14 protein-coding genes, 1 pseudogene and 1 riboswitch are annotated in these 16,514 nt (G+C 69.6%); of the genes and pseudogenes, 5 read left to right on the top strand and 10 right to left on the bottom strand.

Annotated elements, in window-relative coordinates:
* The first annotated feature begins 13 nt into the window (after nt 1-13).
* Together ACJMK0_RS14030 and ACJMK0_RS14025 are read left to right on the top strand one after the other, a co-directional pair.
* Nucleotides 14-2,473 carry an FAD-dependent oxidoreductase gene (locus ACJMK0_RS14030; RefSeq protein ID WP_405239102.1) on the top strand — a complete coding sequence of 820 codons (2,460 nt, stop codon included), beginning with the start codon at nt 14-16 and terminating at the stop codon, nt 2,471-2,473.
* Nucleotides 2,464-2,553 carry a DUF3253 domain-containing protein gene (locus tag ACJMK0_RS14025; RefSeq protein WP_405239100.1) on the top strand — a complete coding sequence of 30 codons (90 nt, stop codon included), beginning with the start codon at nt 2,464-2,466 and terminating at the stop codon, nt 2,551-2,553. Before ACJMK0_RS14030 ends, ACJMK0_RS14025 begins: the two co-directional genes overlap by 10 nt.
* A 54-nt stretch (nt 2,554-2,607) precedes the next feature.
* Here the strand turns inward: ACJMK0_RS14025 and ACJMK0_RS14020 are convergent, their stop codons facing one another.
* From ACJMK0_RS14020 to ACJMK0_RS14010, 3 genes are all read right to left on the bottom strand, one after another.
* Complete coding sequence (locus tag ACJMK0_RS14020; RefSeq protein ID WP_405239099.1) at nt 2,608-2,961, bottom strand: high-potential iron-sulfur protein; 354 nt, start codon at nt 2,959-2,961, stop codon at nt 2,608-2,610.
* A 252-nt stretch (nt 2,962-3,213) separates the two neighbouring features.
* Entirely contained in the window at nt 3,214-3,939 is a 726-nt protein-coding gene (locus ACJMK0_RS14015) for a histidine phosphatase family protein (protein ID WP_405239097.1), read from the bottom strand.
* Nucleotides 3,940-3,967: 28 nt separating this feature from the next.
* Nucleotides 3,968-6,868, bottom strand: coding sequence for a M16 family metallopeptidase (locus ACJMK0_RS14010; RefSeq protein WP_405239096.1), 2,901 nt, complete (start codon nt 6,866-6,868; stop codon nt 3,968-3,970).
* A gap of 174 nt (nt 6,869-7,042) precedes the next feature.
* On the opposite strand from ACJMK0_RS14010, the gene ACJMK0_RS14005 reads away from it, so the two are divergent.
* Complete coding sequence (locus ACJMK0_RS14005) at nt 7,043-7,834, top strand: hydroxyacylglutathione hydrolase (protein ID WP_405239094.1); 792 nt, start codon at nt 7,043-7,045, stop codon at nt 7,832-7,834.
* Nucleotides 7,835-7,846: 12 nt separating this feature from the next.
* Here ACJMK0_RS14005 and ACJMK0_RS14000 read toward each other — a convergent pair whose 3' ends face one another.
* From ACJMK0_RS14000 to ACJMK0_RS13975, 6 genes are all read right to left on the bottom strand, one after another.
* A complete protein-coding gene (locus ACJMK0_RS14000) occupies nt 7,847-8,773 on the bottom strand; it encodes an AEC family transporter (protein ID WP_405239092.1) in 927 nt (308 codons plus the stop codon).
* Between the two features lie 28 nt (nt 8,774-8,801).
* Nucleotides 8,802-9,539 (bottom strand): ZIP family metal transporter, encoded by a 738-nt coding sequence (locus ACJMK0_RS13995; protein WP_405239091.1) that lies wholly within the window; start codon nt 9,537-9,539, stop codon nt 8,802-8,804.
* Between the two features lie 131 nt (nt 9,540-9,670).
* Nucleotides 9,671-10,522, bottom strand: coding sequence for a phosphotransferase (locus ACJMK0_RS13990; protein WP_405239089.1), 852 nt, complete (start codon nt 10,520-10,522; stop codon nt 9,671-9,673).
* On the bottom strand, nt 10,488-11,111 hold the full coding sequence (gene pnuC, locus ACJMK0_RS13985; RefSeq protein WP_405239087.1) for a nicotinamide riboside transporter PnuC: 624 nt from the start codon (nt 11,109-11,111) through the stop codon (nt 10,488-10,490). Before pnuC ends, ACJMK0_RS13990 begins: the two co-directional genes overlap by 35 nt.
* The gene (locus tag ACJMK0_RS13980) at nt 11,108-11,377 is read right to left on the bottom strand and encodes a YkoF family thiamine/hydroxymethylpyrimidine-binding protein (protein ID WP_405239085.1); all 270 of its coding nucleotides are present in this window, start codon (nt 11,375-11,377) and stop codon (nt 11,108-11,110) included. The genes pnuC and ACJMK0_RS13980 overlap by 4 nt, the downstream gene beginning before the upstream one ends.
* A gap of 2 nt (nt 11,378-11,379) precedes the next feature.
* Nucleotides 11,380-13,503, bottom strand: coding sequence for a TonB-dependent receptor (locus ACJMK0_RS13975; protein ID WP_405239083.1), 2,124 nt, complete (start codon nt 13,501-13,503; stop codon nt 11,380-11,382).
* A riboswitch (TPP riboswitch) is annotated at nt 13,495-13,628 on the bottom strand. It overlaps the preceding gene by 9 nt.
* Nucleotides 13,629-13,668: 40 nt before the next feature.
* Here ACJMK0_RS13975 and ACJMK0_RS13970 point away from each other — a divergent pair.
* A complete protein-coding gene (locus tag ACJMK0_RS13970; protein ID WP_405239082.1) occupies nt 13,669-14,574 on the top strand; it encodes an amidohydrolase family protein in 906 nt (301 codons plus the stop codon).
* Nucleotides 14,567-16,036, top strand: coding sequence for a class I adenylate-forming enzyme family protein (locus tag ACJMK0_RS13965; protein WP_405239080.1), 1,470 nt, complete (start codon nt 14,567-14,569; stop codon nt 16,034-16,036). Before ACJMK0_RS13970 ends, ACJMK0_RS13965 begins: the two co-directional genes overlap by 8 nt.
* A gap of 260 nt (nt 16,037-16,296) precedes the next feature.
* On the opposite strand, the pseudogene ACJMK0_RS13960 reads toward ACJMK0_RS13965, so the two are convergent.
* Nucleotides 16,297-16,514: pseudogene (locus ACJMK0_RS13960) on the bottom strand (hypothetical protein); the annotation flags it as partial.

Genomic DNA, 16,514 nt, shown 5'->3' with positions numbered 1-16,514 from the left:
CGCGGAGATACCCATGGAGCCCGACGCGCCGGCGCTGCCGGCCTATCTCGAGGAAAGACGGCGCGCGCTGAATGCGGCCCCGGTCCGCCGCGGCCGCTACGTCCTGTACTGGATGCATCACGCCATGCGCGCCGCGGAGAACCCGGCCCTGGAGGCGGCGCTCGCCGTCGGCGCGGCGCTCGGGCTGCCGGTCCTCGTGTATCAGGGCCTGGGCGGCCGCCACCGCTACAACTCCGACCGGCACCATCTGTTCATCCTGCAGGGGGCTCGCGACGTGGCCCGCGCCCTCGCCGAGCGCGGCATCCGCTACGTCTTCCATCTGCCCCGGCAGGCCGACGCCCCCTCCCCGCTGCCGCTGCTCTGCCGGGACGCGGCGGCCGTGGTGTTCGAGGAGATGCCCGTGCCGCCGTTCGACCGCTGGCAGCCGGCGCTGGCGGCCCGGATCGGCTGCGCCGCATGGGCCGTCGATGCCCGCTGCGTATACCCGATGCAGCGGGTGGGACGGGCCTTCGACCGGGCCTTCCGCTTTCGCGAGGTCGTCGGCCGGGAACAGGCGGCCCGCGCCGCGGCACCGTGGCCGGGCGAGGCGGCGCCGAGCGTCGGGCTGGCCGAAGCCGACTGCCGCGGTCTTGCCGGCATCGACGGCCTCGCCGAGCGGGACGACCGGGAGCTCGCGGAACTGATCGCCGGCTGCGACATCGATCACGGCGTCTGGCCCGTCTTCCACACGCCCGGCGGCACTAGGGCCGCAGAAGAACGGTGGCGGCGGTTCCGTGACCAGGGGCTGGACGCCTATCACGCGCTGCGCAACGACGCCGCCATCGAGGCGCCCCGGGGCGTCTCGCGCATGAGCGCCTATCTCCACTACGGCCAGATATCGCCTTTCCGGATGGCGCGTGAGACCGCCGCCCGGCGTGGCGAGGGTGGCAACGGCGGCAAGGGTGCAGCCAAATTCCTCGAAGAGCTGCTCGTCTGGCGGGAGCTGGCGCACAACTTCTGCTACCACCGTGACGTACTGGAGACCCTGGACGCCCTGCCGCGCTGGGCCCGCGCGACGCTGGAAGCCCGTCGGCGCGAGCCGCGCGTCCGGGACTTTTCCCTGGAGACGCTGGCCCGCGGCCGCTCGGGCGACGCCCTCTGGGACACGGCGCAGGCCTCGCTGCTCCGCCATGGCGAGCTGCACAACAATCTGCGCATGACCTGGGCCAAGGCCATCCCGCTCTGGACGCGCACCCCGGAGGCCGCGATGGCCGCACTGGTCGATCTCAACCACCGCTACGCCCTGGACGGCAACGACCCGAACTCCTACGGCGGCCTGCTCTGGGCGCTCGGCGCCCTGGATCGCCCCTTCGCTCCCGAGCGCCCGGTGCTCGGCCGCATCCGGCCCAGGGACACCGCAGCCCACGCCCGTCGGCTGGATCTGGCGGCCTGCCGCCGGCGCATCGATCGCCCGCCCTCCGGGCGGCAGCTCCGCGTCGCCGTCGTCGGTGCCGGGATCGCCGGGCTCGCGGCCGCCCGCAGTTTGGCCGACGCCGGCCACGGCGTGACCGTATTCGAGAAGGCCCGCGGCCCCGGCGGCCGCACGGCGACCCGGCGCGAGCCCGACCGGCGCTTCGACCACGGCGCGCAATATTTCACGGCGCGGGACGCGGCGTTCCGCCGCCACGTCCATTCCTGGCGTCACGACGGCGTGGTCGGCCCATGGGCCGCGCGGCTCGTCCGCATCGCTGCCGACGGGTCACTGACGAGGGCGACCGGCGACGACCGACTGGTCGCCATGCGGGGCATGAATGGGCTGGCGCGCCATCTCGCCGCAGACCTCGACCTGCGGTTCCGCACGCGGATCGATGGGCTGGAGCATGCCGACGGCGGCTGGCGCCTGCGTGTCGATGGCGATCAGGACACCGGTCAGTACGACGCGCTGTACGATGCGGTGATCGTCAGCGCACCGGCACCCCAGGCCGCGGACCTCGTCCGGCCGGCTTCGCCGGAGCTGGCGCGCCAGGCCGCGGCGGTATCGTTCTCGCCCTGTCTGGCCGTCGCGGCCAGCCCGGCCGTCACAGGACCGGCACCCTTCGACGCGGCGTTCGTCGCGGGCGACGTACTGGGCTGGGCTGCGGCCGACCACAGCAAACCCGGGCGCACCGGCCGACCCACCTGGGTGCTGCACGGCACCGCCGAGTGGTCGACGGCCCGCATCGATCTCGACCCTGCGGAGACCGTCGACGCCCTATGCGGGCGTTTCGAGGCGCTGACCGGGATCGCGCTGGACCGCGCCACCGCCGTGTACCACCGCTGGCGCTACGCCCGGGCCGCCGCCCCGCTGACGGCAGGTGCACTGATCGACGAGCCGCGCTCCCTGGTCCTGTGCGGAGACTGGTGTGCCGGCGAATCGCGGGTGGAGAATGCCTGGCTGTCCGGCATTGCCGCGGCCGCACGGCTGATCGCGCTCGCTGCGGTCGGGTGGAAATAACGCAAAAGGGCCGCGTCGTGGATGGCTCCACCGCACGCGGCCCCGTACGCATCCGGCTCGCCGGCCGGACAGCGGACTGACTGCCGGTCAGATGGCCGGACAAATGGCCGGACAGAGGGCCGGACAGAGGGCGCTCAGCCCTTCGGTGCGTAGGCGCTGCACCAGCCGGCGGCGTTGACCGCCTTGCCGGGGAAGATTGAGCAGCCGGCCCACTCCTCGTCACCCTTGGCCTGGAACAGCGCGCAGTTGGCGCAATTCTGGCCCTCCTGGTAACGGGGCTGCTTGCTCTTGTCGACGTTGGCGGCGTCGTGGACGTAAGCCAGCGCCTTCGCCTGCGGGTTGTCCAGCGCAAGCTTCGGCATGTCCTGGGCCGCCGCGGGCGCCGGGCGCAGCAGTGCCGCCGCCGGAATGGCGAGCAGCCCGGTGGCCGTCATACGGAGAAAAGCTCGGCGGTTCGTAAGCCGCCCGGTTTCGGTCTTGTCAGACATTTTGCTACCTCTTTGTCGAACGTTATGGAAGCTTGCCACCCGCCCCGGCAAAAAAAAAGCCGGCGACTCGCGCCGCCGGCCAGTGCACTCTTCCGGGGGGAAGAGGCGGGTTGGGGACATACGAGCGAAGCCGGCCAGCGAGGTATGGGGGACTGCAAGAATCCGGCTTTGCTCGCGGTTAATACTGCCCGGATCACGCCCAGCGCGTCAAATTAATGACGAGAATGTATATCTACAAAATATAGACACTACTCACCGGTAGGTCAGCAGTTCCGGCTGCAGGTGATCGGTGGCATTGAAGCAGTCCAGGCTGACCCGCGAACCGCTGAACGTGAAGCGGGTGACGCTGCCGTTGTGCACCCGCCAGTTGAGCTCCGCCGCCGCCTGGTCGGGGGCGCCGAGGACGGTCTGCACGCTGATCCCCACCGGGCCGCCGGAGGTGAATACGGCGACGTTCTCGCCGGAGTCTGCGCCGGCCATGATGTCGCGGAAGGCCGCACGCACGCCCCCGCTGAACTCGTCCCAGGGCAGCAGCCCCTCGGTGCCCTCGTCCGGGTATGCGCGCGCGATCCAGCGCTCCATCACCGCCTCGAGCAGGCGGTGGAACCCGCGGTAGCGCTCCCGCTCGTCCCGCGCCGCCTCGAAGCCCCGTGCCAGGTCGTCGATGGCCGGGACACTCTCGCGCAACAGCGGCAACAGCGTGTCCATGATGTCGTCGGCGGGATACTCGTCGAGGGTGGGGATGCAGTGGATCTCGGGGAAGTTCCGGCCCGCCTCCCGGTAGACCTCCCGCACCGTCTCGCCGGAGCGCCGCTGCCGTACCAGGCTGCCGCACCAGGCGGCATGAAACTCGAGACCCTGCTCGAGCCAGTGCCGGGCCAGCGCCGCGCACTGGGCTTCACCCTTCTCCGACAGACGGTCGTAATCGTCCGTGAAGAAGCGGGCCTGGCCGTGCCTGACGACGTAGAGTCGGCTCATGCCGCACCCGCCCCTGCCGCGCCGCCGCTCATTCGAAGACCTCGGAGGCGTCGATGATGCGGATGTCCTCCGCCCCCATGCCGAGCGGCAGCGCCTCGATCATCTCGTCCTCGGCCAGCAGCTCGTCGGGCTTCTCGCTGTTGTAGGTCATGGGCGACGGCGCATCGGCGGCGATGGCCTCCGCCAGGCCGGCGGCGTCGGCCGAGACGAACACGAACTGCACGTCGCCGGTGGCGAGATGTTCCCGTATCACCCGGTTGACGTCGTCCAGCGTGAGTTCGGCGAGGCCCCGACGGACGTAGTCGGAGAATTCCCCGATGCCGTAGTAGCGGCTGTCGAGCGCGTAGCCCAGCCGGCGGGACTGATTGCTGGCCAGCAGCGCGACGTATTTGTCGAGGAACTCGCGGGTGGCCTCGAAATCGGTCTCGCTCATGCCCTGCTCGATGAGCCGGTCCATCTCCCACAGCGCCGTCCGGGTGGCGAACAGCGCGTCGTTGTTGTCCCGCAGCGGCCGGATCCAGACCTGGAATATCTGCTGCCGGCGGCCCAGATTGGCGTCCGGCTGGAACTGGAACATGCCGCGCGGGAAGTACTCGATGTAGGCATAGTCGCCGTAATTCATGCCGCGGGCCTCGCGTATGCGCTGGTACAGGTGGCTGTAGGACGAGCGGTGCTCGCCCAGCCAGGAGCGCACGAGCCACAGGGCGACCCAGTCCGGGTCGCCGCGGCGCAGGTCTATCGGGAAGCCGAAAGAGACCGCCACCGCGGGCGTCTCCTTCTGCACGATCAGCGCGCGACGGCCCTCCCGCGCCGGTGCCGCCGGGACCTCCCGGGTGTCCGGCTCGCCGACAGGCAGCCGTGCCATGTCGGCAGCCACCCGGGCCGCGAAGTCCTCCGGATAGCCACCGGCGAGACCGACCGTCAGGTTGGAGACGGTGTAGTGGTCGCGGTAGAAGGCCCGTACGTCGTCCAGCGTGATCGACTCGATGTCGCTGATATCACCCTCGTTCAGCGAGCCGTAGGGATGCTCGGCGCCGTAGATCTCCGCGTACAGCAGCTCCTTGCCGAGTTCCTCGTCGTTGTTGCCCACCAGGCCCGTGCGGATGGCGTTAATGGTGCGGGTGCGCAGACGCTCCAGGTCCGACTCGCGAAAGCCGGGCTGCAGCAGCTGGACGCTCGCGAGCTCGTACCAGTCCGCCAGTTTCTCCCGGTGCACCGTGCCGGCGAGCCGCACCATCTCCTTGTCCACCTGGGCCTCGAAGCCGGCCGCCATCGGATACATGGCGCGGTTGATCTCCTGGATGGTGCGCGAGCGGGAGCCGCCGTCGGCGAGCATGGCGGCGGTCAGCGCCGCGAGGCCCTTCTTGCCCGGCGGGTCGTCGGCTGCGCCGGTCGCGAACAGGAACGAGACGTCCACCAGCGGCGAGGTCTCCGAGCGCCGCTCGAGGAGGCCGACCGGCGGCGCCTCCGCCTTGGCCATCGCCGCCGCTCGCTCGTCCACCGAGAAGCTACCGTCGATGCCCGGCAGCGAGGCGTCGTTGGCCAGCGTCACGAGCAGCCGGTTGGCGTCGGTGAAGTAGCGATCCGCCATGCGCCTGACGTCTTCCGGCTCCAGCGAGGCATAGGTGCGGAAGGTCTTGTTGATGGTCTCGGGCGTGCGCTCGAACTGCACGTAGCTCGCCAGGATGGAGCCGATGCCCGCCGAGTCGTCCATGCCGGAGGCGAAGGAATAACGCAGGCGCGACTTCGCCTCCTCCACCTCCTCCGCCGCGGGCGTACGGGTGCGCGCCCGGGCCAGCGTATCGGCGATGGCGTCGCGCACCGCCGCGGCGTGGCCCTCGTCGGTGAGACGGGCCGCGATCATCAGCAGGTTGGGGTCCTTGCGGTCGGGGAAGTAGGTCCAGAACTCGTCGACCACCTGGTCCTCGATGACCAGCTGCTGGTACAGATCCGAAGACTCCGAGAAATACAGCATGGAGACGAGGTCCAGCGCCGGCATGTCCTTCTCGGTGGGCACGAAGGCCGGGCCACGGAACGACATCACCAGCCAGGGCTGGGTCTGCGCCTCCCAGGTGATGTGCTCGTAGACGGGCCCGTCCAGCGGCGGCTCGACCGGGATCTCGGCCTGGTAGTCGCCGCGCTCCCAGCCGCCCCAGTGTTTCTCCACCAGCTCGAAGGTGGCGTCGGGGTCCAGATCGCCGACCAGGATGATGGAAGTCTTCTCGGGCCGGTACCAGCGGTCGAAGAACAGATCGGCGTACTCCTTCTGCTCGGGCATCATCTCGATGTCCTCGAAGAAGCCCATGGTGGTGTGCCGGTAGGTGTGGCGCCGGAACGCGAGCGCGCGGGTGCGCTCGTAGAACTTCTGCGTGGGGTTCGAGTAGTTCTTCAGGTACTCGCCCTTCACCGCCAGTGCCTCGGTGCGGAAGTCCGCCTCCGAGTAGCTCAGGTTGCGGAAGCGGTCCGCCTCCAGCTCGATCAGCGTCTCCAGATCCTGCTTCGTGAAGGTGACGTGATAGTTGGTGTAGTCGTCCGTCGTGTAGGCGTTCTGGTCGGCGCCGGCGCTCTTCAGGATCTCCTTGTAGCTGTCGGCAGGGAACCGCTCAGTGCCGCGGAACATCATGTGCTCGAAGAAATGGGCGAAGCCGGACTTGCCGGGCTCCACTTCGTTGCGGGAGCCGGTCTGCACCGGGATCTGCAGCGACACCACGTCCGGGTAGTCGGTGGGCACGATGATCACGCGCAGGCCGTTGTCCAGATCCCGCATGAGGTAGGGCAGATCGAAGATGCGGTCGTCGCCGCCGGTATCCGCGGCGCTCACGGGAGCGGCGCCCTGCGCGCCGACGTCCTCGCCGGTCTCCACCTCCACGGATGCCTGGCAACCAAGACACAGCCAGACCGCCAGGGTCAGCAGCCCCCATTTCTTCATCGAGTATCTCCGTACTGGTGACGTCACCGCACCCGCTGCGGCGGTGCGCCTGGGATGGCGCGCGGCAAATACGATATGGTACCGGGAAAGAATCCGCTTTTCGACGTAGACGGCCGCCGCCGGAGGGGTGGCAAGCCCTGCGCCGCAGCGTCACGGCCCGCGAGGAAAACCGCGATGATTATCGAGCAGATCTGGACCGGCAACGCCTACCGGAATTTCAATTATCTGATCGCCTGCCCCGAGACCGGCGAAGCGCTGGCCGTGGACCCGCTGGAGTTCCGCCGGTGTCTCGACCGGGCGCGGGAGCGCGGCTGGGAGATCACCCAGCTCCTGAATACCCACGAGCACCCGGACCATATCGGCGGCAACAAGGGCCTGGTTTCGGCCACCGGCGCGAAAGTGATCGCCCATCGCAACGCCGCCGAGCGCATCCCCGGCATGGACCGGGGCGTCGGCGCCGGCGACGTCATCCGGGTGGGCCGGACCGTGGAGCTGGAGTGCCTGGACACGCCCGGCCACACCATGAGCCACATCTGCCTGCTGGCGCATACGGACGCACCCGCGCTGTTCAGCGGCGACACGCTGTTCAATGCCGGGGCCGGCAACTGCCACAACGGCGGGCATCCGGAGGAACTCTACGAGACCTTCGTCAATCAGCTGGACCGGCTGGACGAGGCCACCCGGGTCTATCCGGGCCACGAGTATCTGAGCAACAACCTGCGCTTCACCCTCGACCGGGAACCCGACAACGAGGCCGCCGCCACCCTGCTGAAAGAAGTCGAGGATATGGATCCGGCCGACGCCCTGGTCACCGACCTGGCGCAGGAGAAGGAGATCAATACGTTCTTCCGCCTGCGCAGCCGCACGGTCATCGACCGCCTGCGCGAGGCGTTCCCGGACCTGCCCGCGGAACCCTCGCCGAAAGAGGTATTCCTGAAGCTCCGCGAGCTCAGGAACAGCTGGTAGGGCTGGCAGGGCTCAGCCGGGCAGCAACCCGGACAGCAGGAGCATCACCGGAAACGCCAGCACCGTCTGGGCGGTGATGATCGAGGCCATCGTCTCCCGGTCGCCCCCGAGCTGTCCCGCCAGGATGTAGGCCGACGGCGCCGTCGGCGACATGAGCGCGATCTGCACCGCCCCGGCCGCGGCGCCGGCGAGCCCCGTCAGCGAGACCAGTGCGAAGGCCAGCGCCGGTTTCACGCCGAACTGCACCACCGAGGCCACCGTGACGTGGCCGGCGTGACCACGCACCGCGGCAGGCCGCAGCGCCGCGCCGACGGCCAGCAGGCCCAGCGGCAGCGCGGCGCGGCCAGGCACCTCGAGCAGGTCCGCGGCGAGCCCCGGCAGGCCGATGCCGCTCAGGCTCAGGAACCAGCCGATCGCGCAGGCCACGATCAGGGGGTTCCCGGCGACATCCCGCAGGAGACGGAGGAGGCGGCCGGGTCCGCCGCTTCCGGCTCCCCAGGCAGCCAGCGTCGTCACGCACAGCAGGTTGATCAGCACGATCATGAACCCGGCGGCCAGTGCGCCCATGGCCAGGCCCGCCTCGCCGTAGTAGGCCTGGGCTACCGCGAGCGCGATGTAGGTGTTGAAGCGCACCCCGCCCTGGAACACCGAGGTGAACGTGGGCCCCGGCGTCGCCGGCCGCAGCCGCCGCCAGGCCAGCAGCGTCACGGCCGCCGCCAGCACGGTCGGCACGACCACGGCCATGACCTCGGGCCAGGGCGCACCGTCGAGGCGCTGGCCGCCGAGGGTGCGGATCAGCAGGGCCGGGAACAGGACGAAATACGTGAGTCGCTCGATTCCGGCCCAGGTACCCTCGGGCAGGAACACCAGCCGCCGGAGTGCGTAGCCGGTGAGGATCAGCGCCAGCACCGGCACCAGCGCCGAGACGATGCCGTTCATACGGAATCCCCGTGCCGGTTCGCACGCCTCACTTGATCAGGCTCGCCGTCCACAGCAGGGCTATGCCGGCGAGGAACGCGGCCACGTGGACGAGGTTGGAGCGGGTCACGGCATGGCGGTTGACCTCCGGAATCAGGTCGGCGGCCCCGATGTAGAGGAAGTTGCCCGCCGCGAACGGCACCAGCAGCGACACGTCCATCCGGAACGAGGCGAACCAGGTCACGAGCCCGCCTGCCAGGAAGGCCAGCCCCGACAGCAGGTTCATGAGCAGCGCCCTGCGCCGCGGCCAGCCGCCGTGCACCAGCACGCCGAAGTCGCCCAGCTCCTGGGGCACCTCGTGCAGTGCAGCCGCAATCCAGGCCGTGATGCCGAGCCGGATGTCGACGAGGAAGGTGCTCGCCACCGCCAGGCCGCCGATGAAATTGTGCAGCCCGTCGCCGATCAGGATCAGGTAGGTCACCGGCTCCCGGCATTCCGAGCCCGCCCGGTGACAGTGATGCCAGTGCAGCAGCTGTTCCAGCAGGAAGAAGCTCGTGAATCCGGCGATGGCGGCCACGAACACGATTTCGACGGAGTCCGCCTGCGCGAGGCCGGCCGGCAGCATGTGGAAGAAAGCGCCGCCGATCAGCGAACCCGCGGCCAGCGCGACCAGGGGCAGCAGCAGCCGCTGCAGCGTCTCCTCGCGGAGCACGAGGGTCAGCGAGCCGACGAGCGCGATCAGGCTCATCAGGATGCCGCTGCCCAGTATCCAGTAGAAGGCGCTCACACGCGGATGTTACCGCCTGCGGGGGCGCAGTCCTACGAGCGGCGGTAACCCCGGCCCGGCCAAAGCAATGGCCAGGGCAGTGGCAAGGGCAGTGGCCAGAGCAGTGGCCCGGGCAATAACCAGGGCAATAGCTAGGGCAGCGGTTCGGCGGCGAGGCGGCGCTCCACCCTCTCCCGCTCCCTGAGTGCGTCGCCGCCGGCGGCCAGCCACAGCCAGTGCAGCGCGTCGTGGGCCCGGATGAGTTCGGCCAGCCGCTGTCGACGGCGCGGCGAGACCCGCCCGGACCAGGCCCGGAGCAGATGCAGCGCGGCGGCCGGACCCAGGTCGTGATAGGCGATGACCGCAGCCACGTCGAACAGGGGATCGCCGGCCACGGCGAATTCCCAGTCGACCAGACGCAGCCCGTCCGCGGTCCGGATCAGGTTACCGGCGACGGGGTCCATGTGGCAGACGCGGCGCTCCGCCGGCGGCACGGGCGGAAGCTCGGCGAGTTCCTGCACGAGCTCCATGCCGCGGCGGCGCAGGGCCGGGTTGCGGATGGCCGCCAGGTACACCCCGCCGGCCTCGGCCAGCCCGTAGGCCCCGCCCGGGTCGGGCAGCGCGTGGACCCGGCGCAGCAACGCCGCGATCTCCGTCAGGGTCTCGGGTTTGCCGATCTGCGCCGGACCCGGCTTCTCGCCTTCCAGGTAGCGGGTGACCAGTATTCCCGCAGCGGGATCGGCGTACAGCATCTCCGGCGCGAGCCCGGCCGCGGCGGCCGACCGGAGTACGGCCAGCTCCCTGCGCCGATCCACGACCGGCGGCGGCACCCGCTCCCGGTCGCGGCGGAGCACGGCAGCCTCACCGTCGGCCACCACCAGCCAGCTCTCGTTGGAGTGTCCGCCGGTCAGGGCGCGGCACTCGAGCGAGCGTGCTCCCCGCCACAGGGGCACGCGCTGCAGCAGCCCGTCAGGCGGCCGCGAGCGCATCGCGCGTCCTCGCATAGTCCTTGCGCCAGCTCAGGAAGCCGACGGGGATGAGCAACAGGTAGAAACAGAACAGCAGCGCGGTGAGCGGCAGGCCCCGGGAGAGATACAGGTACACCGACAGGGCGTCGATCACGAACCAGTACACCCAGTTTTCCAGCACCTTGCGCGCCACCAGGAAGGTGGCCCACACGGCGGACCAGGTCGTCAGCGAGTCCAGGTACGGGAAGGCCGCGCCCGTGTTCGCCGACAGCCAGGCACCGCTCGCGACCGTGAGCGCGGCGATTACCCCGAGTGCGGCGCCGTGCCGCGCCGGCGGCCATACGGTGACGGGCAGCCCGGCATGCCGGGCGCCGCCGTAGCGCCACTCGTACCAGCCGTAGACGGCCATCACCAGATAGAACACGTTCAGCGCGGACTCCATGAACAGCGCCGCGCCGTGGAACAGCCAGATGTACAGCCCGGTGCTGAAGAAGGCGCAGGCCCAGCACCAGATGTTCTGGCGCACCGCGAGCACCAGATAACCCACCGCCAGCGCCACCGCCAGCGCCTCGGCCGGCGACATGGAGGACGCCTGCGCGGCGAGCCTCTCGACGAAACCGCTCACGCGCCGGCGTCCGCCCCGCCCGCGTTCAGTACCTTCAGCACGAACACGGCCTTGCCCTCACGTTCGAAGGTAGCGCGTATCTCTGCCTTCAGCGCATCCCAGACCGCCTCGAACTCGCCGCCGATGCGCGTGCTCACGGGGTTGGTGTGTACGTCGAGTTCCGGCCGGGCGTTCAGGCGGGCGATGAAATCGTCGATGGCCGGGATGAATTCGTCGGCCAGCGGATAGAGGCTGACGTCGACGGTGGTTCGGAAAATAGTCTGCATGCTCAGAATCCGTATTCCAGGGTGAAGCCGATCTGCCGCGGGTCGCCGAGCCGCACGTAACGCTCGTTCGGGAAGTCCGGCGGCTCGTTGCCGAAGAAAAAGCCGCGTACCGCATAGCGCTCGTCGAGGAGATTGCGGCCCCACAGGCTGGCTGTCCAGCCGCCTTTCGCATAGCCGAGGCGCAGATTCACGAGCTGATACGGGTCGGACTTCTGGTCGTGGCTGTCGGAGAAATAGAATTCGTCCTTGCCGGTGACGTCGGCCCGGGCGAACCAGCCGGCCGGATGCTCCCAGCTTGCGCCGAGCGCGAAGGAGTACCCCGGCGCATGCGCCTGCTCGCGGCCGGAGAGGTCCAGGCCGTCCGGCGTGGCGTACTCGTCGAACTCCACCCGCATCATGCCGAGACGGGCCCAGAGCTCGAGGTCGCCGCGGGGCGCCCAGCGCACCTCGCCCTCCAGGCCGATGCTGCGGCCGGTGGCCGCGTTGTCCGTGAAGAAGATGAACGAGGACGGATCCCCGGGCACCAGCTGGGTCGAGGTGCCGATCTGCTGGTCCTCCCGGCGGGAGAGAAACAGCGTCAGTCCCGACTCGAGGACGCCCGGCCGCCACTCGGAACGGATACCGGTCTCCAGGTTCCACAGCGACTCCGGGCCGAAGTAGCGCTCGTCCTCGCTCGGCACGCTGCCCAGATTGAAGCCGCCCGCCTTGTAGCCACGGGAGAGACTCACGTAGGTGCCGTGGCGCTCCCCGAGCGCATAGCGGTAGCTCAGCTGCCCGCCCAGCATCGTCTCGCTGTCCGTGAGGTCGTTGCGGGGCGTACCGTCCAGCGTGTCCACGTAGTCGGCGCCCCGGTGCTCCACCCGCAGCCCCAGGGAGACCTCGTGGCGGTCGGCCGGCGTCCAGTCCAGCTGGCCGAAGGCGGCGGTGCTGAGCGCCTCGTAATCCGAACGCAGGTCCTTCTCCAGGGGAAACGCGCCGAAGGCCGGATCGACGTACAGTCCGGTGCTGTCCTCCCGGTTGCCTTCGGAGAGACGCAGTGCGTAGACGCCGGCCAGCCAGGAGACGGCGCCGTCGGCGAGGCCGCCGTCCGGACCGGACATCAGCCGGAACTCCTGACTGATGGTCTCCCGGTCGCGCAGGAAGCGGGTCACGAAGTCGTAGGTGTAGGGCGCCCAGAAGTCCGGGTTGCCCCAGTCGGCATCGAAGCTGAAGGTGATGTCGGAGCGCGCCGCCGACGTGATGCTGGTGAGGCTGGCCGTCTCGCCGAAGTCCTTCCGCACCTTCAGCGCGCCGCCCCGGCTGCGCTGGGCGTCGCGGCCCGGCTCGTCGGAGTACGTGGTGTAGCCATTGTCGATGGCGAAGGCGTCGTAACCGTTGTCCACGTCCACGTAGAGCAGGTTCAGGTCCACCTGCAGGTCGTCGGCCGGCTGCCAGCGAAAGCGCGCCCGGCCGTCGGTCTCGTCGCGGCCGTTGGTGTCGTCGCGGCCGAGGTATACGTTATCGCGGAAGCCATTGCTCTCGTAGCGGTTCGCGCTGAGGCGGAAACTCGACCTGTCGGTCAGTGCGCCGCCGAACGCGGCGCTGGCGCCGCGGGCATCGTCGCCGCCGGCGAGCACGCGAAAACGCCCCTCGGTCTCCGGGCCCGGCTCCACCGAGCGCACGTTGATGAGACCGGCCAGCGCGTTCGCTCCGTAGCGGGTGCCCTGGGGGCCGCGCAGCACCTCCACCTGGGCCACGTCCCAGGTGAGGGCGATGCCGCCGATGCCGGAGAAGTCGATGTCGTCGATCAGGAAGCCGACCGATGGGTTGGGCGCGCCCTCGTACTGGCTGCGCTCGCCGATGCCGCGGATCTGGAAGTAGCGCGGGCGGTTGCTGCCGCCGGCCCAGTTCAGATTCGGCACCAGGTGGGTCAGCTCCTCGAAGTGCTGCACGGCCGCCTCGCGCACGGTCTCCCGCGACAGCACGGCGACACTGGTCGGCAGGCGGGCACGCTCGCGCTCGCGGAAGTCCGCGGTGACCACGATCTCCTCGATGACCTCGTCCTCCGCGCAGAGGGCGGGCGCGGCGAGCGGCAGCAGAATGGCAATGGCAACGAGACGGGCGACGACGGATAGCGGGATAGTCATGGATCCTCCTCCCTACGCCGGTACTAACCGGATCAGGTTCTGAGGGTTCCCGTGCCGGCGCCGGAGGAAACAAGCCTCCGCGCCAACGGGTCTCAGGCCCTCTGGGGCCACCCCTGTGGAGGGGTTACTATAACGCACGGGCCAACGCTGCCAAAGAGACGAACCATGACCGACGAATACCAGGCCATCGACGCCGTCGTGAACATCTGGACCGAGGAAGCGCTGTCGGTGCGCCCGGACTGGGGCCCGGACTTCTTCGTGGGCAAGATGAAGGCCCAGGGCGGGCTCATGGGCGGACTCTCCCTGGAGCAGATGATCGAGCGCATGGGCGAGGCAGGCATCGGCCACGCCTTCCTGGTGGCCGCCAAGTCCGGCCGTCCCGGCCTGCCGGGCTGCTACCACATGCCGCCGGAGATCGTCGCGCGCGCGGTGGAGCGGTACCCGGAACGTTTCTCCGGGCTGATCGGCATCGACCCCTACACCGGCATGGACGGCGTGCGCGAGCTGGAGCGGGCGGTGAAAGAACTCGGCTTCATCGGCGCCCATCTCTATCCGCACTGGTTCGAGCTGGCCCCGGACCATGCGAAGTACTACCCCTTCTACGCCAAGTGCGTGGAGCTGGGCGTGCCCATCCAGATGCAGGTGGGCCAGTCGATGATCTACTCGAAGGACTACCGCTGCCGCAGCGTCGGCCAGCCCATCACGCTGGACCCGGTGGCCTGCGACTTCCCCGAGCTGAAGCTGATCGGCATCCACGTCGGCATCCCCTGGACTCGGGAGATGATCGCGATGGCGTGGAAGCACGAGAACGTCTACATCGGCTCGGATGCTCACAGTCCCAAATACTGGCCGGAGGAGTTCGCGCACTACATCAACACCTTCGGCCAGGACAAGGTGATCTTCGGCACCGACTTCCCCGTGCTCGACTTCGCGCGCACGCGCCGGGAGATCGACGAACTCGATCTCAGGCCCGGCCCGAAGCGCAAACTCCTGCGCGACAACGTCATCCGGATCTACGGGATGGACGGCGGCAAGGACGGCGGCAAGGGCGGTGGCAAGGGCGGTGACTGATGCGCTGAACCTGGCCGGCCTCATCGCCGGCCACGCCCGCAACCGCCCGTCCCACCCGGCCATCGTCTGGCGCGGCCGGGAGGACGAGGCCACCGACTACCGTGAGGCCTGGCGGCGGATCGAGGCCTGCGCCGGGCGGCTCGCCGCGGCCGGCGTGCGCACCGGCGACAGAGTGGCGCTGGCGCTCGGCGATCATCCGCTCCACCTGCTGCTGCATTACGCCGTGGCCCGCCTCGGTGCGGTGATCCTGCCCGTCGACCACCGCTGGACGGCAGCGGAGCAGCGGGACGTGGCCCGCGCGTTCCACGCCCGCTGCCTGCTGGCGGACGACGGCGATGCCGACTATGGCGAACTGACCGTGCTGCGGCCCGACGACGACTGGTACGAGGAGCCGGACGAGGCGCCGCCGCGGATGCCGGAGGACGGCGACCTGCCGGTCCTGATCTCCCTTTCCTCGGGCACCACCGGGCGGCCGAAAGGCGCCCTGCTCACGCATCGCCAGTTCTACGAGCGCTTCGTGAACCAGTGGGTGACCCTGGGCATCAACGTGAACGACCGCTTCGTCGCCCTGACGCCGCTCTACTTCGGCGCGGGCCGCTCGTTCAGCATGTGCCTGCTCGCCGCCGGCGGCACCGTGGTGCTGGATCCGCCGCCGCACAAGCCGGAGGAACTCGCCGAGGCCATCAACCGATCACGGGCCACGGTCGCCTTCCTGGTGCCGACGCTGCTCAGGCGCCTGCTGCCGCTCGCGAACGGTGACGGCCACCTGCTGCCGCGTCTGAGACTGCTGATCTCCTCGGGAGCCGTCCTGCATGCCGACGAGGCCCGGGAGATCAGCGCCAGACTGAGCCCGCGGCTGCTGTCCTACTACGCCTCCAGCGAGGGGGGCGGCATCTCGGTGCTGCAGCCCCACGAGGTAGCCGAACATGCCGACACCGTCGGCCGGCCGGTCTTCCGCGTGGACGTGGAGATACTGGACGGCGACGGCCGGCCCGTGCCGGAGGGCGAGACGGGCCGCCTGCGCTACCGCGGCCCCGGCGTGTCCACGCACTTCCTGGACGAGGACGGCAACGAACACGGCGCGGAGTCCGGCGGCTGGTTCTATCCCGGCGACCTCGCCGCCCGGGGGCCCGAAGGCCATCTGATGCTGCGCGGCCGGGAGAAGGACGTGATCATCCGCGGCGGCGTGAACCTCTATCCCGGCGAGATCGAGAACGCCCTGCTCGCCCACCCGAACATCACCGAGGCTGCCGTCGTAGCCCGGCCTTCCTCGAAACTCGGCGAGGAGCCCGTGGCCTTTGTGTGCGGCGACAGCACCGACGAGCAAGCCGTGCTCGCCTGGTGCTCCGGGCGGCTGGCGCCGTACAAGGTGCCGGCCGCGGTGATCTTCGTGGACGAGATGCCGAAGTCCAGCCTCGGCAAGATCCTGAAGAAAGACCTGGCGCAGCAGCTGCTCCGGTAGGAGGGCCTTCAGGCCCGACCCGGCTTTCTATTGGCTTAGGCCCGCCACCCGGTGGCGGGCCCGTAGCCGACAGGAATGGCGCCGGTCAGCCGACGCTGCTGACTGGTGCCTCCTTCACGCCACTGAAGGCGTGGCCGTCATGCGGGGGTATCCATCGCCGCGACCTCTTGTCGGGAGCAAGACGGATGCCCCCGCAGGGCGGCCACAATAGAAGGGGAGCCGGCCGGGAAGAAATCGGGCCTGAAGGCCCTCCTACATTTCTAGTGGTCGTGGTCGCCGTGGTGGTGATGCGTATGCGTCGTGCCGTCGCCGTGGGTATGGGTGCCGCGGCGCTGCATCGTGTCCTCGAAGTCCTCCGGCCCGTGGGGATGGTTGTGGGCGTGGTTCACGCACCACTTGTAGAGCACCGGGTCACGCTTGGCGAGGCGGGCGGCGGAGCGCTCCTCGTTCTCCTCCGGCGTGCTCCACGGGTTGTAGT

It is taken from the genome of Lentisalinibacter orientalis (genome assembly GCF_040706535.1).
In the GTDB taxonomy this organism is placed as follows: Bacteria; Pseudomonadota; Gammaproteobacteria; order Steroidobacterales; family Woeseiaceae; genus Lentisalinibacter; species Lentisalinibacter orientalis.
Note: the sequence above shows the minus strand (reverse complement) of the source record. Positions and strands in the feature narration are given on the sequence as shown.

Bases quoted from the DNA above. Each gene is read 5' to 3' on its own strand.
- ACJMK0_RS14015 (WP_405239097.1), bottom strand. From the start codon at position 3,939: ATGAGCCGACTCTACGTCGTCAGGCACGGCCAGGCCCGCTTCTTCACG.
- ACJMK0_RS13975 (WP_405239083.1), bottom strand. From the start codon at position 13,503: ATGACTATCCCGCTATCCGTCGTCGCCCGTCTCGTTGCCATTGCCATT.
- ACJMK0_RS14005 (WP_405239094.1), top strand. From the start codon at position 7,043: ATGATTATCGAGCAGATCTGGACCGGCAACGCCTACCGGAATTTCAAT.
- ACJMK0_RS13970 (WP_405239082.1), top strand. From the start codon at position 13,669: ATGACCGACGAATACCAGGCCATCGACGCCGTCGTGAACATCTGGACC.
- ACJMK0_RS13980 (WP_405239085.1), bottom strand. From the start codon at position 11,377: ATGCAGACTATTTTCCGAACCACCGTCGACGTCAGCCTCTATCCGCTG.
- ACJMK0_RS14000 (WP_405239092.1), bottom strand. From the start codon at position 8,773: ATGAACGGCATCGTCTCGGCGCTGGTGCCGGTGCTGGCGCTGATCCTC.
- ACJMK0_RS14010 (WP_405239096.1), bottom strand. From the start codon at position 6,868: ATGAAGAAATGGGGGCTGCTGACCCTGGCGGTCTGGCTGTGTCTTGGT.
- ACJMK0_RS14030 (WP_405239102.1), top strand. From the start codon at position 14: ATGGAGCCCGACGCGCCGGCGCTGCCGGCCTATCTCGAGGAAAGACGG.
- ACJMK0_RS13990 (WP_405239089.1), bottom strand. From the start codon at position 10,522: ATGCGAGGACGCGCGATGCGCTCGCGGCCGCCTGACGGGCTGCTGCAG.
- ACJMK0_RS14020 (WP_405239099.1), bottom strand. From the start codon at position 2,961: ATGTCTGACAAGACCGAAACCGGGCGGCTTACGAACCGCCGAGCTTTT.